This is a genomic window from Pseudarthrobacter sp. O4 (assembly GCF_050157025.1).
In the GTDB taxonomy this organism is placed as follows: Bacteria; Actinomycetota; Actinomycetes; order Actinomycetales; family Micrococcaceae; genus Arthrobacter.
Map to the genome: position 1 here is coordinate 3,209,985 of NZ_CP189591.1, position 13,376 is coordinate 3,223,360.

Annotated in this window: 14 protein-coding genes; 12 read left to right on the top strand and 2 right to left on the bottom strand. The window is 65.9% G+C overall.

Translation table 11 applies throughout. The annotated features are described in order from the left end of the window. Window positions 1-110 precede the first annotated feature (110 nt). From ACQCSU_RS14985 to ACQCSU_RS15005, 5 genes are all read left to right on the top strand, one after another. Window positions 111-1,358, top strand: a complete 1,248-nt coding sequence (locus tag ACQCSU_RS14985; protein WP_426979804.1) for a sensor histidine kinase — start codon at window positions 111-113, stop codon at window positions 1,356-1,358. Then, entirely contained in the window at window positions 1,355-2,035 is a 681-nt protein-coding gene (locus ACQCSU_RS14990; RefSeq protein ID WP_426976071.1) for a response regulator, read from the top strand. Before ACQCSU_RS14985 ends, ACQCSU_RS14990 begins: the two co-directional genes overlap by 4 nt. Window positions 2,036-2,072: 37 nt before the next feature. Beyond that, a complete protein-coding gene (locus tag ACQCSU_RS14995; RefSeq protein WP_426976072.1) occupies window positions 2,073-2,360 on the top strand; it encodes a hypothetical protein in 288 nt (95 codons plus the stop codon). A gap of 132 nt (window positions 2,361-2,492) precedes the next feature. Then, window positions 2,493-3,116, top strand: coding sequence for a spherulation-specific family 4 protein (locus ACQCSU_RS15000; protein WP_426976073.1), 624 nt, complete (start codon window positions 2,493-2,495; stop codon window positions 3,114-3,116). Continuing rightward, window positions 3,013-3,411 carry a spherulation-specific family 4 protein gene (locus ACQCSU_RS15005; protein ID WP_426976074.1) on the top strand — a complete coding sequence of 133 codons (399 nt, stop codon included), beginning with the start codon at window positions 3,013-3,015 and terminating at the stop codon, window positions 3,409-3,411. Before ACQCSU_RS15000 ends, ACQCSU_RS15005 begins: the two co-directional genes overlap by 104 nt. A gap of 163 nt (window positions 3,412-3,574) precedes the next feature. On the opposite strand, the gene ACQCSU_RS15010 is transcribed toward ACQCSU_RS15005, so the two are convergent. After that, on the bottom strand, window positions 3,575-4,132 hold the full coding sequence (locus ACQCSU_RS15010) for a hypothetical protein (protein WP_426979805.1): 558 nt from the start codon (window positions 4,130-4,132) through the stop codon (window positions 3,575-3,577). Between the two features lie 361 nt (window positions 4,133-4,493). On the opposite strand from ACQCSU_RS15010, the gene ACQCSU_RS15015 reads away from it, so the two are divergent. From ACQCSU_RS15015 to rlmB, 6 genes are all read left to right on the top strand, one after another. Then, window positions 4,494-4,976, top strand: coding sequence for a CarD family transcriptional regulator (locus ACQCSU_RS15015; RefSeq protein WP_026266570.1), 483 nt, complete (start codon window positions 4,494-4,496; stop codon window positions 4,974-4,976). 183 nt (window positions 4,977-5,159) lie between these two features. Then, complete coding sequence (ispD, locus tag ACQCSU_RS15020; RefSeq protein WP_426976075.1) at window positions 5,160-5,978, top strand: 2-C-methyl-D-erythritol 4-phosphate cytidylyltransferase; 819 nt, start codon at window positions 5,160-5,162, stop codon at window positions 5,976-5,978. Between the two features lie 2 nt (window positions 5,979-5,980). Further along, entirely contained in the window at window positions 5,981-6,520 is a 540-nt protein-coding gene (gene ispF / locus ACQCSU_RS15025; protein WP_426976076.1) for a 2-C-methyl-D-erythritol 2,4-cyclodiphosphate synthase, read from the top strand. A gap of 102 nt (window positions 6,521-6,622) precedes the next feature. Next, the gene (locus tag ACQCSU_RS15030) at window positions 6,623-6,976 is read left to right on the top strand and encodes a hypothetical protein (protein WP_426976077.1); all 354 of its coding nucleotides are present in this window, start codon (window positions 6,623-6,625) and stop codon (window positions 6,974-6,976) included. 72 nt (window positions 6,977-7,048) lie between these two features. Then, window positions 7,049-8,515: a cysteine--tRNA ligase gene (gene cysS / locus ACQCSU_RS15035; protein ID WP_426976078.1), complete on the top strand. Its 1,467-nt coding sequence runs from the start codon at window positions 7,049-7,051 to the stop codon at window positions 8,513-8,515. 139 nt (window positions 8,516-8,654) lie between these two features. Beyond that, a complete protein-coding gene (gene rlmB, locus ACQCSU_RS15040; RefSeq protein ID WP_426976079.1) occupies window positions 8,655-9,641 on the top strand; it encodes a 23S rRNA (guanosine(2251)-2'-O)-methyltransferase RlmB in 987 nt (328 codons plus the stop codon). Window positions 9,642-10,209: 568 nt separating this feature from the next. On the opposite strand, the gene ACQCSU_RS15045 is transcribed toward rlmB, so the two are convergent. After that, window positions 10,210-11,022: a carbon-nitrogen hydrolase family protein gene (locus ACQCSU_RS15045; RefSeq protein WP_426976080.1), complete on the bottom strand. Its 813-nt coding sequence runs from the start codon at window positions 11,020-11,022 to the stop codon at window positions 10,210-10,212. Window positions 11,023-11,138: 116 nt separating this feature from the next. Between ACQCSU_RS15045 and glgX the strand changes: the two genes are divergently transcribed. After that, window positions 11,139-13,277 carry a glycogen debranching protein GlgX gene (gene glgX / locus ACQCSU_RS15050; protein WP_426976081.1) on the top strand — a complete coding sequence of 713 codons (2,139 nt, stop codon included), beginning with the start codon at window positions 11,139-11,141 and terminating at the stop codon, window positions 13,275-13,277. Window positions 13,278-13,376 lie beyond the last annotated feature (99 nt).

The window sequence follows — 13,376 nt, forward strand, 5'->3', positions numbered from 1 at the left end:
CGGTGAACTGTTACGCCCCACTAGGTGAACGTTAGCTGAACCGGGGCCCGAATAGCAGGAGATTTCAGTTTTCGCCGCGTGGCAGAGCATAAGCTGGAGCCGTGGATCCAATGCTCATCGGCGTGATCGCCGGCCTGATCGGCCTCTCGCTTGGCATCTTCGGCGTGCTTGCGTTCCGGGTCAGCGAGCAGCAACGCCAGCTCGTGGATATGGAGTTCGAGGACCCCGCGCTGCCGGACGGCGCCGCGGAGGTACTGGCCGCCGTCGGACGAGCTTTCGTGGTGGTGGACGCGATCGACGGCGTCGTGCGGGCCAGTCCGGCGGCCTACGCCTACGGGCTGGTGCGCGGACACACCGTCGTGCACGAGCAGCTGCTGGAAATGACCGCCAGAGTGCGGCGCGACGGCGTCATCCTGGAAAAGCTGCTCGAGCTGCCCCGCGGCCCGCTGGGCCAGGGGACCATCGTGATCCAGGTCCGGGCGGCCATGATCGCCGAGGAATACATCCTCCTGCTGGCCGATGACCGCACCGAATTCACGCGCACCGAAGAAGTCCGGAACGACTTCGTCGCCAACGTCTCGCATGAGCTGAAGACACCCGTCGGGGCCGTCTCGCTCCTGGCCGAAGCACTCGAGTCCTCCGCGGACGATCCCGAAGCTGTCCGGCGCTTCGCCAAACGCATGCACAAGGAATCCGCGCGGCTGGCCGCCCTCGTGCAGGACATCATCGAACTGTCCCGGCTGCAGGGCGCCAACGTAGCCCAGCAGGGACGGCCGGTGGACATCAACACCGTCGTGTCCGAGGCCGTGGACCGGTCCCAGTTGCCGGCGGAGACCAAGAACATCCAACTGGTCGTCGGCGGCCGCGCCGACGCGATGGTCTACGGCGACCAGGATCTGCTCGTGACCGCGCTGCGCAACCTGATCGACAACGCGATCCGCTACTCCCCGGAGAACACCAGGGTTGGCGTGGGCGTCCGCGCGAAGGACGGCCTGGTTGCGGTGTCCGTGACGGACCAGGGCGAAGGGCTCAGCCCCGAGGACCAGGAACGTGTCTTCGAACGCTTCTACCGGGTCGACTCCGCCCGGTCCCGCCACACCGGCGGCACCGGGCTGGGCCTGAGCATCGTGAAACACGTCATCTCCAACCACGGCGGTGAAGTGACCCTCTGGTCACAGCCCGGGCAGGGATCCACGTTCACCATCCGGCTTCCGGAAATGGAAGGCCAGGACGACGCCGATGCCCCCGAGCCGCGCAAGCCGGCCGCCAAGGCCACCACCCCGCCCGCGGGACCACCCAAAGGACAACCCCACAGACGCGACGCCGCAGGCGTCCATGAGCAAGGAGCCAGCGCTTGAGCCGGATTTTGATTGTCGAGGACGAAGAGTCGTTCAGCGACCCGCTGTCCTATTTGTTGGGCAAGGAAGGATTCGAGGTGGAGGTGGTGGACAACGGGCTTGATGCCATCACCGAATTCGACCGCAACGGCGCCGACCTGGTGCTCCTGGACCTGCAGCTGCCCGGCCAGTCCGGCACCGAGGTCTGCCGCCAACTGCGGCAGCGCTCGTCCGTTCCCGTCATCATGCTGACGGCCAAGGACTCGGAGATCGACAAGGTGGTGGGGCTGGAGCTGGGAGCCGACGACTATGTCACCAAGCCCTACTCCTCCCGCGAGCTCGTCGCCAGGGTCAGGGCCGTGCTGCGCCGGCAGGGCGAACCGGAGGAGCTGGTCGCCAGCACCGTGCAGGCCGGTCCGGTCCGGATGGACGTCGAGCGGCACGTGGTCAGCGTCCGAGGCGAGCAGGTCTCGCTCCCGCTGAAGGAATTCGAGCTTCTGGAGATGCTGCTGCGGAACTCCGGCAGGGTGCTGACCCGGGGCCAGCTGATCGACCGGGTCTGGGGATCGGACTATGTCGGGGACACCAAGACCCTGGACGTCCACGTCAAGCGGCTGCGCAGCAAGATCGAGCCGGACCCCTCGGCGCCGCGGTTCCTCATCACCGTCCGCGGCCTGGGCTACAAGTTCGAGCCCTAAGCCTCGGCGGTCCGGGCACGCCCTAAGCAAGCTGGGCATGGACATCGAAAAACCGGAAGTCCGGGAGGCAACCGACGAGCTGATCAACGAGGGGCCGTTCGACTGGCACGAAGGCGTGCAGATGTACAAGTCAAACGACGGGTCCATTGTGGACTTCAGTGCCGCGACCGGGCGGGGCTGGCCCTGCTGGGAAGCGGCGCGTGCGTCCCGGAATACCAGGTTCGCCACTATTCCGCCCGGCGGCCGTATGGAGCATCATGGAGTACCGAGGGCCACGATCCATCGATCCGCACAACGGCTCTCCCTGAGAGGGTTCGTTCGCTGAAAGACCCGAAGCGTTACGCCCCGTGAGCCGTGAGAGCCAGCGGCAGAACACCGAGACATACCCTCCACACAAAAGCGGGAAGCCGCCATGTTCCGTGTCCCTATTCTTCGCGCCGCACACGTGACTGCTGCGGTGGCCACCACAAGCATGCTGCCCGAGTCTCCAGTGGCAGCAGCGCCGGATCCGGCGCCGCCACTTGCCTCATCCGAACAGCGGGAACTCGTCCCCGCCTACTTCTACCCGGACCTGGGAATCCCTCAGAGTCCGGGTAATCCCATACCCGGTGAGTGGCAGAAAATGTGCGACGTCGCCAAGCGGGGATCCATCATCATCGCGAATGAACATAACGGAGACCGCGACGAACCCGGCGCAGTTGCGGACCCCGCCTACCAAAAGACCGTTGCGCACTGCCAGAAGAAGGGCTACAAAGTCGTAAGCTACGTGGCCACGACTTATGGAACGAAGGCGCGCGACAAGCTCGAAACGCAGGTCCGCAATCAGATGTCCTGGTACAAGCCGAACGGCATCTTCCTGGACGAGATGAACTACAAAGGGGGAGAGGCGGCCCCCGGCGGCACGGTCCAGGACTATTACACGTGGATCAGCGGAATCATCCGGCAAGGACCGGCCAATCCCGACGGTTCGGCCAAAGATGATCATTGGAAATCCTGGCAATGTCAGCGAGCCCCAGGGGGACTGGGCTTTTGTACGACAGGCCGGCGCTCCCCCGGTGGTCGACATCCTCGTGGTCTTTGAGGGCTTCGCGAAAGATTACAAGACGTGGCCTCAGCCTAAATGGGTGTATCCGGGAACCGACCGCGCCCACGCATACCGGTTCGCGCACTTGGTGCACGATGTGCGGGAGTTCCCCTTCTCGCAGGAGCGAGCGATAACTGAACTCAGCCGAAAACACCATGCCGGATACGTGTACGTGACCACGGAGGTCACAGGAACTCAACCCACGGATAACCCATACACGGACAACGTACTTTGGAACATGCTTGCGCCGTCGTGGTTTTCAAGGGTTGGCCCCACACCGCCTGTCGGTTGATGAGGTAGCCGCATCAAGCAACGATCCGTCTCAGGCCAGCCGCCACCACGCACGCCGAACGCGCCCCCTCAGCCTCGGCTCCCCAGAGGCCCGCTGGGCCCTAAGGATGCAGGCAAGAAAAAGAGGGGCACCCGGACAGGGTGCCCCTCCTTCTGCCTGGAAGCTAGTGGTTGGCGCTGCTACTCGGCGACGGAGTCGAGGTTGCGGTCGACGTCGGCGTGGCCGTATCGGTGCCCGTCGGCGCGCTGCTCGGCAGGTACTGCTTGTAGTCGGTGATGGTGGCGTCCAGGACCGGAACCTTGAACTTGGCGTTCTGGTTGGTGCCGTCTTCGCTGATGCTGACCTCGACGACGGAGCCCGGCTTGGCGCCGGTGCTGCTGAGGATCGCCTCGTCTGTGGAGTCGTTGAGCATGGTGGAGGACTTCTTCTTGACCGGGATATCGGTCTGCGAGCCGCCGGCACCGGTGATGGTCAGCTTCACATCGCTGGAAGAGGAGTTGTAGACGGCGCCGATCACACGGCCCGGCTTGTCTTCGCCGGCGGAGATGATCATCATGTTGCGGAGCTGCAGCGGGCCGAGGTCCGTACGGGTTCCGTCCGACGCCGAGTACTGCTCAGAGGTCTGCTGGGGGTTGATGTAGCCGCAGCCGGTTACCGACAGCAGGCCGATGCCAAGTGCAGCCGTTGCCATTGCCAGCTTGCCGCGCTGGCCCCGGTTCATCGCAGTGAAACGCACGTCACGCACTCCTTGAGAGTCTTGAAACATTATTCAGCCATAGCCTATCCGCAATCGGTGGCAAACAAGGATTCCGCCCGTACACATGGGCGCTGGCCCAGCGTCCGCCCAGCATCGGCTCGGCGTCGACCCCGGCACCGGCCCAGCGGCCGGGGAGCTTTCACGCGCGCTACCCGCGGACCCTTGGCAAAGACGGGGCCATGCACTAATATCCGCTTTCGTCAAGGGGTCCGAAGGGGCCGTTTAAGGCCATTTTCCCCGGATTCACGCGGTTCCAGGGCGCGATCCATGGCAGTCATATGCCTTAACCGTGATAAACTGGTCTGCGGGAAAGGGGAATGTCCACATGGTTTTTGAGGTCGGCGAGACAGTAGTTTACCCTCACCACGGTGCAGCCAAAATTGAAGAAATCAAGATGCGCACTGTCAAGGGCGAAGAGAAGATGTATCTCAAGCTCAAGGTGGCTCAGGGTGATCTGACCATTGAAGTTCCAGCAGAGAACGTTGACCTAGTTGGGGTCCGGGATGTAGTGGGCAAGGAAGGCTTGGAGCACGTATTTGATGTGCTGCGGGCTGAGTTCACTGAAGAACCCACCAACTGGTCACGTCGATACAAGGCAAACCTGGAGAAGCTTGCTTCCGGTGACGTCATCAAAGTGGCAGAGGTCGTCCGCGACCTGTGGCGCCGCGATCACGATCGGGGTCTCTCCGCAGGGGAGAAGCGCATGCTGGCCAAGGCCCGCCAGATTCTGATTTCAGAACTGGCATTGGCTGAAAAGACGGATGAAGAGAAGGCCGCAAGCGTTCTCGACGAAGTCCTGGCTTCCTAAGGCAAAAGAAACAGACAAGAATCGAACCCCGGTGGCGTAAGCCGCCGGGGCTTCTTTTTTGCCCGATATCAGCACCCGCGTCCCCAACTGACTCGCAATAGTTGTCGTTTTCAGCGCCCAAAACGACAACAACTGCGAGCTACCTGGGCGGTGGGGTGGGGGCGGGGACGTAGTCTTGTGCGCATGAACTCTGCATCGGCTACTCCCGCCACCGCGGTCATCGTCGTCGCGGCCGGCTCCGGCCAGCGTCTCGGCTACGGAATGCCCAAGGCCAAAGTGCCGCTGGGCGGAGACACCATCCTCACCCACGCGTTGCGGGGCGTCGCCGCGGCAGGCGTCGCGCAGCAGATCTGCGTGGCCATCCCGCCGGGGGATCAGGAACTGCAGGCTCTCTGTGAGTCCTTCGTTGCGGAGATCCAGGCAGCACATCGGCTGAACGCCACCTCCGGGCAAGCCGTGCAGCTCCCGGTGGTGACCGTCGTCGAAGGCGGTGCCAGCCGCGCCGAGTCGGTCCGGGCCGCGTTGGCGGCGCTCCTGCCGGGCACCGAAGCCGTGCTGGTCCACGACGCTGCCCGCGCCCTGACCCCGGAAGCCGTTTTCCACAGGGTTGCCCAGTCCCTTGCCGCCGGCGCAAAAGCAGTCATCCCCGTCATCCCGGTGGTCGACACCGTCAAGACGGTGGAGCGGACCACCGGCGACGGCGCTGCGATCGCCCCGGAACTGGTCACCGGAACGGCAGCCCGGGAGTCGCTCCGCGCCGTGCAGACCCCGCAGGGCTTCGAGCTGGCCACGCTGCGGCGGGCCCACGAGGCCGCGGGCGGATTCGACGGAGGCCAGGCGGCCGCCGTCACGGACGACGCCATGCTCGTCGAACTCCTGGGTGTGCCCGTCCACGCCGTGCGCGGCGCCAGCCAGTCGTTGAAAATCACCACGCCGCTGGATCTGATCATTGCCGAGGGGCTCCTCGAAGGACCACTGGGCACACGCTGGGTGGAAGGCTGACCATGACCGCGACCCCGAACGATGTATCCCCGGACACGCCCCGCCCGGTCATCCCGCGGACCGGAATCGGCGTCGATGTGCACGCTTACGCCCCCGAGGACGCCCCCCAGCCGCTCTGGCTCGGCGGCCTGTTCTGGGAAGGCGAGCGCGGACTGTCCGGGCATTCCGACGGCGACCCCGTGGCTCACGCCGCGGCAGACGCCCTCTTTTCCGCCTGCGGACTCGGGGACCTCGGGACACATTTCGGCACCGACCGGCCCGAATACGCGGGCGCGTCCGGCGTGACCCTGCTGGCCGAGGCGGCTCGGATCGTCCGTGCGGAAGGCTTCGAGATCGGCAACGTCGCCGTACAGTTCGTCGCCAACCGGCCGAAATTCGGTCCCCGCCGGGAGGAGTCACAGCGGGTCCTCAGCGCGGCCGCCGCGGCTCCGGTCAGCGTCACGGCCACCACCAGCGACGGGCTGGGCTTCACCGGCCGCGGCGAAGGAATTTCGGCCATCGCCACGGCCCTTGTCTACCGGACCGGCCAGGCCGCGCGTTAGCCCGGGCACGGCGCGCACCGGCCATGCCGGATGTGGTCAAGTCACCTACGCTTAAGACACCTCGTTTAAGACACCCCGTTCCCGCGACAACAGGAGACCACCGTGAAGAAGCCGCTAACCGCCGTCGTACTCCTCGCAGGAACGCTGCTGACCGGCTGCGGCGGGGCCGGGACTGCGCCGGCGTCGACGCCGGCAAGGTTGAGTGTCCAGGAAAGCTGCACCTTCCTCAACGGCGACAACTTCGCACCCACCGGAAGCCAGAAAGAGCAGTCCGGCCAGATTGCCCAGCACTACCAGGAGGTGGCGGACAAGGTGGCCCCGGAGATTGCGGCCCCGATCCAGAAGATGGCGGACGTCATGAAAGAGGTGGCGGCAACCACCGACGGAACCAAGACTGCCGAGCAGACCGCGCAACTCACCGAGCAGATCAACAAGATCGGCCAGTACTGCAAGTAGGCGTCCGGCCTCAGGGCTGCCAGCGGGAGAGGGCCAGCGGACCGGACTGGGCCCATCGGCTAATCTGGAGCGGTGACCCTGCGCTTTTACGACACTGCATCCGCCGAAGTCCGTGACTTCGTCCCCCTGGTTCCCGGCAAAGTGAGCCTCTACTACTGCGGCGCCACGGTGCAGGGCATGCCGCACGTCGGGCACATCCGCTCCGCCATCGCCTTCGACCAGCTCACCCGCTGGCTGCAGTACCGCGGCTTCCGCGTCACGGCGGTCCGCAATGTCACCGACATCGACGACAAAATCCTGGCCAAGTCCGAGGCGTCCTTCGGGCCGGACTTCGAGGACGAGCCCGGCGCCGTCCGCGACGAGGAATGGTGGGCGCTGGCCTACCGGTATGAGCAGGAATTCCTCAACGCCTACGACACCCTCGGCGTTTCCCGGCCAACTTATGAACCCCGCGCCACCGGCCACATCCCGGAAATGCACGCCCTCATCCAGCAGCTGATCGAGCGCGGCCACGCCTACCCGTCGCCGGACGGCTCCGGCGATGTCTACTTCGACGTCCGCTCCTGGGACCAGTACGGCTCGCTCACCCGGCAGAAGATCGACGACATGCAGAGCGCCCCGGACGTGGAAGCTCAGTTCAGCAACAGGAAGAAGGATCCCCGCGACTTCGCGCTCTGGAAGGGCCACAAGGACGGCGAGCCGACGACGGCGAGCTGGGCCTCGCCCTGGGGCGCCGGCCGTCCGGGCTGGCACCTCGAATGCTCCGCCATGGTCACCAAGTACCTCGGCACCGAGTTCGATATCCACGGCGGCGGACTGGACCTGCGCTTCCCGCACCACGAGAACGAAATGGCGCAGTCGCAGGCTGCGGGGCACGGCTTCGCCAACTTCTGGATGCATAACGGGATGGTCACCTACGCCGGCGAGAAAATGTCCAAGTCGATCGGAAACACGGTTAGCCCGGCCGAAATGCTCGAGCTGGCCCCGCCGCGGGTGGTCCGGTACTACCTCGGCCAGGCCCAGTACCGCTCGAACCTGGACTACCAGCCCGGCTCGCTGCAGGAGGCTGCGGCCGCGGTGGAGCGGATCGACGGCTTCATCAGCCGCGCCCTTCGGAGCACCATGACGCATGACGGCGATGTCAGCTTCTTCAGCTACGGCACAGTTCCGGATGCCTTCGCGGCCGCGATGGACGATGACCTCAACGTGCCGCAGGCCCTCGCGGTCCTGCACGACACCGTCCGCGCCGGCAACACCGCCCTCACTGCCGGCGAGCTCGACGGCGCCCGGCAGTCACTCGCTTCCGTCTCCGACATGCTGCGTGTCCTTGGTCTCAACGACACCGCGGCCCCGGCCGTCGACGAGGAGAGCACCACCGCCCTCGGCGTCCTCGTCGAGGCGCAGCTCGCCGCCCGGGCGCAGGCCCGGGCCAGCAAGGACTGGGCCGCCTCGGACGCCATCCGCGACACCCTCGCCGCTGCCGGCGTCGTCGTCGAGGACAGCGCGGACGGCGCAAGCTGGAGCCTCAAGCGCAACTGATACGTCGAGTTCACCGGCCCGGAACTGTTCCCCTGGACCGGCCCCGCCCCAGCCCGCGGTCGTGGATTTAACTCGAGTCAGTAGACTGGAGTTCAGACTTATCAACAAATCGCGTATTACCAAAGCAGGGGTGGAACTCATGGCCAACAACGGTCGCCGGTCGGTCAAAATGAAGAAGGGCCCCACCGTCGGAACCGGCGGTCACGGCCGCAAGGCTCTCGAGGGCAAGGGCCCCACTCCCAAGGCGGAGGACCGCCCGTACCACAAGGCCCACAAGAACAAGCAGCTCGCGGAACGTTCCGAGGCCAAGCGCGGAACGGGCGCCCGCAGCGCCGGCGCCCGCTCCGGCCCCAAGGGCCGCGCCACCGAGGAAGTCGTCACCGGACGCAACTCCGTGGTCGAGGCGCTGCGCGCCGGCATCCCGGCCAAGGCGCTCCACGTCGCCATCCGCATCGAGATGGACGACCGCGTCAAGGAATCCCTCAAGCTTGCAGCCGAGCGCGGCATCCCGCTGCTGGAAACCGGCAAGCCCGAGCTGGACCGGATGACGGACGAGGCCATCCACCAGGGCCTCGTGCTGCAGATCCCACCGTACGAATACCAGGACGCCTACGAGCTCGCCGAGGAAACCTTGGAGAGCTGGAAGAAGGGCCACGTCGCCAACGCGCCGCTCTTCGTCGCCCTCGACGGCATCACCGATCCGCGCAACCTCGGCGCCATCATCCGCTCCGTCTCGGCCTTCAGCGGCCACGGCGTGATCGTGCCGGAGCGCCGCTCCGTTGGCGTCACCGCCTCGGCGTGGAAGACCAGCGCGGGAGCCGCCGTCCGCGTCCCCGTGGCACGTGCCGCCAACCTGAACAACACGCTCAAGGCCTTCAAGAACATGGGAATCTATGTTCTGGGGCTCGACGGCGACGGCGACGTCACACTGCCGGACCTGTCCCTGGCCACCGAGCCGGTCTGCCTCGTGGTGGGCTCCGAGGGCAAGGGCCTCAGCCGCCTGGTCCGCGAAAACTGCGACCAGATCGTCTCAATCCCGATCGACTCGGCCATGGAATCGCTCAACGCCTCCATGGCGGTCGGCATCTCCCTCTACGAAATCTCCCGCCAGCGCGCGGCTAAGTAGTCCTCGCCGGGTTTGGGCTGGGTCCGCCGGAACCGGAGTTTTGGCTGGGTCCGCCGTCACCGGAGTTTTGCCGTCGCTTAGACACCTCCCGACGCTCCGCGCGGCCGCTGGCGGCCTTGCTGCGCTCTGGTCGGCGATGCGCTCCTTTGCAAAACTCCGGTAACCGCTCTGACGCTCGCTCACCTTTTACGAAAAACAGGAATACGCTCCCTCACCTGTCGTGCAAAACAGCAAACGCTCCCTCACGTCTCGTGAGGGAGCGTTTGCCTTTAAAATTCAGAGTGGGGGAGATCCTTGGTCAACTGTTCGTCAGGCGCGGGAGGGCCGTTCCTCCTGAAGCACCTCGACGCAGGTTGCCGGATATTCGAGCGGGCGCCGGGGGCTTGCAAAGGAGCTCATCGCCGACCAGAGCCGGATGAGGCCGCCCGCGGCCGAAGTAGGCGGCGGGAGGAAGGGAGGCCCCGCGGGCCCCGAACTGAGCTTGCGAAGTTTGGGAAGGGGCTGACCGCTAAGCGACGGCAAGGCCTCGGTGTCCGCGGAGGTGACCCAAGTGCGAGACTACGGAAGCCTAGAACTTGTGGCGGTTGGCGAGGACCGGGAGCTTGGTGCGGGCTTCCTTGACGACGTCGGTGTCCAGGTCCGCGAAGAGGAGACCCGGGGCGCCGTCGAGCTCGTCCAGGACGTCGCCGAACGGGGACACCACCACGGAGTGCCCGACGCCGGTGGGGGCGGCACCCCTGGGCTCCAGACCCAAGCTGGCGGGATCGCCCTGGCCGCAGGCGAGGACCACCGTGGTGGAGTCCAGGGCGCGGGCGCGGGCCAGCAGCTTCCACTGCTCCGCCTTGCCGGGGCCGGATCCCCAGGACGCGCAGACGATGTTCACGTCGGCGCCGCGGTCGGCGTTCTCGGTAAAGAGGTCCGGGAAGCGCACGTCGTAGCAGGTGGCCAGGCCAAACGTCACGCCGCCAAGTTCGAACGTGACAGCATCGCTGCCGGCTTCCACCGTGTCTGATTCCGCGAAGCCGAAGGCGTCGAAGAGATGGATCTTGTCGTAGCTCGTTTCGACGCCGCGGCCGGTAACCAGGAGGGTGTTGCGGACCTTGGCGCGCGCGCCGCCGTCGGCTACGGCTCCCGGTGTGAACATCCCGGCGACGATCACAATGTCGTGCTCCGCGGCGATGGCGCGCACCCGGGTGGCCCACGGCCCGTCCAGGGGCTCGGCGATGTCCAGCAGCGAGTTGCCGAAGGCACGCATGGTCGCCTCGGGGAACACCACAAGCTCCGCGCCGCCGGCCTTGGCACGCCCCGCGTAGTCCTCCACGATGGCCAGATTGCCGGCAAGATCGCGGCCGGTGATGATTTGAGCCAGTGCAACCCGCACAATTACCTCCATATTTCGGCGCTTCAATCCAGTATGCAACGCTCTTTTCCGTACACTGCACAACGTCAGGAAAAACAGGTAGGGGCGGTTTGTCCGGCCCCGCTAAGCTATAAGCGATGGTCATGCCTTATGTAGATACAGCCTCCACCGTAGACGCCTCCCGGGCGTTTCCGCTGGGCATCAGTGTTCCAAGCACGGGTTCGCCGGCAATGGACGACCCTCGGGGTGCCTTCGCGAATGTGGCGGTCTACGCGCCCGGGGTGACCACCCTCGAGATCGCCTACCAGGCCCCCGGCGGAATGTGGCAACTCGAGACGCTGCCCAATGTGACGAACGGCGTCCACCACGGCATCGTGGAGGGTCTCCCGGTCGGCTCCCGCTACGGACTCCGTGCCTCGCCGGACCATGAGCCGCTGCCGCTGCCGCTGCCGCTGCCGCTGCCCCTGTCCATGACCGCCACGGATTTCGACGCCGACGGCGGGCAGCCGCTGCTGCTGGACCCCTACGGCCGGGCCGTGGACGTGCACGACGATTTCATGACGAACGTCCGGATGGCCAGCGACTTCGATTGGGAAATCGACAGCAGCCGCCGGATCCCGTGGCGCAGCACCATCATTTACGAGGCCCATGTCCGTGGCCAGACCATGCTCCATCCGGACGTGCCGGAAGACCTCCAAGGAACCTACGCCGGCTTGGCGCACCCCGCCATGATCGAGCACCTCGTCGCCCTCGGCATCACATCCGTGCAGCTGCTGCCGGTCCATTTCCATGTCGACGAACCGCATCTGCAGAGCCTCGGACTGACAAACTACTGGGGCTACAACACGGCGGCGTTTTTCGCCCCGCACCCCGCGTACGCCACCGAAGCAGCACAGGCCGCGGGCGCGCAGGCGGTCCAGGACGAGTTCAAAGGCATGGTCAAGCTCCTTCATGCCGCCGGGCTGGAGGTCATCCTCGACGTCGTCTACAACCACTCGGCCGAGGGCGGCAGCGACGGCCGCACGTTGAGCTTCCGCGGCCTGGGCGAAATGCAGTACTACCGCAACGACGGCCACGGCAGGTACGTGGACACCACCGGGTGCGGCAACAGCCTGAACTTCGGCGAACCGCGCGTGGTCCAGCTGGTCCTGGACTCGTTGCGCTACTGGGTAGACGAATTCCACATCGACGGCTTCCGCTTCGACCTCGCCGTGACGCTGGCCCGGAACGCCGCCAACGAGTTCGATCCCCGCCACCCGTTCCTGGTCGCGATCGCCGCCGACCCCGTCCTGTCCACCGCCAAGCTGATCGCCGAGCCCTGGGACATGGGCTACGGCGGCTGGCAGACGGGCCGGTTCCCGGCAGGCTGGGTCGACTGGAACGATCACTTCCGTGACGCCGTCCGCACCTTCTGGCTCGCTGACCGTGCCGCGATCGACGCCGGCGGCCAGGGAGGCTCGGTGGGCCCCCTCGCGGACGCCCTGTCCGGCTCCGCGAGCCTTTTTGAGGCCTCTGGCCGGTCCCGGCTTGCCTCGGTCAACCTCGTCTCGGCCCACGACGGCTTCACCCTGGCCGACCTGGTGTCCTACGACCGTAAGCACAACGAGGCCAACGGCGAGCAGAACCGGGACGGCCATGGGGACAACCGCAGCTACAACCACGGATTCGAAGGCCCCACGGAGGACGAGGACATTCTGGCCCGGCGGGCGCAGACCAGCCGCAACCTGATGGCCTCCCTCATGATCTCCCAGGGCGTGCCCATGTTCACGGGCGGGGATGAGGTCGGCCGGACCCAGCAGGGCAACAACAACGCCTACTGCCAGGACAACCCCATCGCCTGGATCGACTGGACCAGCACTCCCGAATCGCATGCGATGCTGCGCAGCACCAAGCGCATGATCCGGCTGCGGAAGGAATTCCTGGCCGGCCAGGCGCACGACGATCCGACCCGCGAGAAACAGTCCTACTTCCACTGGTTTGATGCGCACGGGGAGCCGATGGCCGGGGACAGCTGGCATGACCCTGCCCACCGTGTGGTCCAGCTCCTGCTCGGCTCCGACGACGGGCAGGTGGACGGACTGGTGGTGGTCAACGGCAGCACCCAGGACGTCAAGGTCACGCTGCCCCTGCTCAGCAACGATGACGGCACGGGCAACCGGCTCTTCGAACTGCGCCTGACCACCTCAGAGCTGCACGACCGCCGTCAGGGCGTCCGCGTGTCCTCCGGGGAGCGTGACGTGGTCCAGGCAAATTCCATCAGCATCTACCGCACCTAGGCCCGACGGCGGTACACGGCGGACCCCTAAACCTCCACGTCGTCGCCGTGCCCGCAAGCAGCAAGCAGACAAAAACGCCGCAGGCCGGGTGACCGGTCT

Excerpts from the sequence above, each read along its gene's own strand:
- ispF (WP_426976076.1), top strand. The coding sequence starts at position 5,981 with ATGACCGCGACCCCGAACGATGTATCCCCGGACACGCCCCGCCCGGTC.
- ACQCSU_RS15010 (WP_426979805.1), bottom strand. The coding sequence starts at position 4,132 with ATGAACCGGGGCCAGCGCGGCAAGCTGGCAATGGCAACGGCTGCACTT.
- ACQCSU_RS15015 (WP_026266570.1), top strand. The coding sequence starts at position 4,494 with ATGGTTTTTGAGGTCGGCGAGACAGTAGTTTACCCTCACCACGGTGCA.
- ACQCSU_RS14995 (WP_426976072.1), top strand. The coding sequence starts at position 2,073 with ATGGACATCGAAAAACCGGAAGTCCGGGAGGCAACCGACGAGCTGATC.
- ACQCSU_RS14985 (WP_426979804.1), top strand. The coding sequence starts at position 111 with ATGCTCATCGGCGTGATCGCCGGCCTGATCGGCCTCTCGCTTGGCATC.
- ispD (WP_426976075.1), top strand. The coding sequence starts at position 5,160 with ATGAACTCTGCATCGGCTACTCCCGCCACCGCGGTCATCGTCGTCGCG.
- ACQCSU_RS15005 (WP_426976074.1), top strand. The coding sequence starts at position 3,013 with ATGATCATTGGAAATCCTGGCAATGTCAGCGAGCCCCAGGGGGACTGG.
- glgX (WP_426976081.1), top strand. The coding sequence starts at position 11,139 with ATGGTCATGCCTTATGTAGATACAGCCTCCACCGTAGACGCCTCCCGG.
- rlmB (WP_426976079.1), top strand. The coding sequence starts at position 8,655 with ATGGCCAACAACGGTCGCCGGTCGGTCAAAATGAAGAAGGGCCCCACC.